The organism is Candidatus Marsarchaeota archaeon (genome assembly GCA_023485295.1).
Classification (GTDB): domain Archaea; phylum Micrarchaeota; class Micrarchaeia; order Micrarchaeales; family Micrarchaeaceae; genus Micrarchaeum_A.
This window is the reverse complement of record JAMCZQ010000002.1, coordinates 180,577-180,887: the sequence shown is the minus strand read 5'-3', so window position 1 is coordinate 180,887 and position 311 is coordinate 180,577. Positions and strand designations below refer to the sequence as shown.

At 43.4% G+C, this 311-nt stretch carries 1 protein-coding gene; it reads left to right on the top strand.

The features are described from left to right. The coding region (locus M1125_01490) for a hypothetical protein (protein ID MCL5404497.1) at window positions 1-311 on the top strand (311 nt) is incomplete at both ends.

Sequence of the window (311 nt, the reverse complement as noted above, 5' to 3'; positions counted from 1 at the left end):
AAGGCTCTTTCTTCCTGCAAGCTCGGCATAAGCGTATTCTCTTTAGAGGATGCTTCAAGGATCATAGGGAAGCCAAAGCATTATACAACCGTATTTCTCAGAAGGGACAGGATAGTGAAAAGGGCCGCAAACGGAGTTTATTATACGCCGGATGCGAGCAATTACGAGATAGCTTCAAGCATAGTGGAGCCTTCGTATGTTAGCTTAATATCCGCCTTAAGATTTTACAACATCACAGAACAGATTCCCAATACTATATATGTGCTTTCAAGCAAGCGCCACAGCAGCATCAGCATTGATGGCACAAGAAT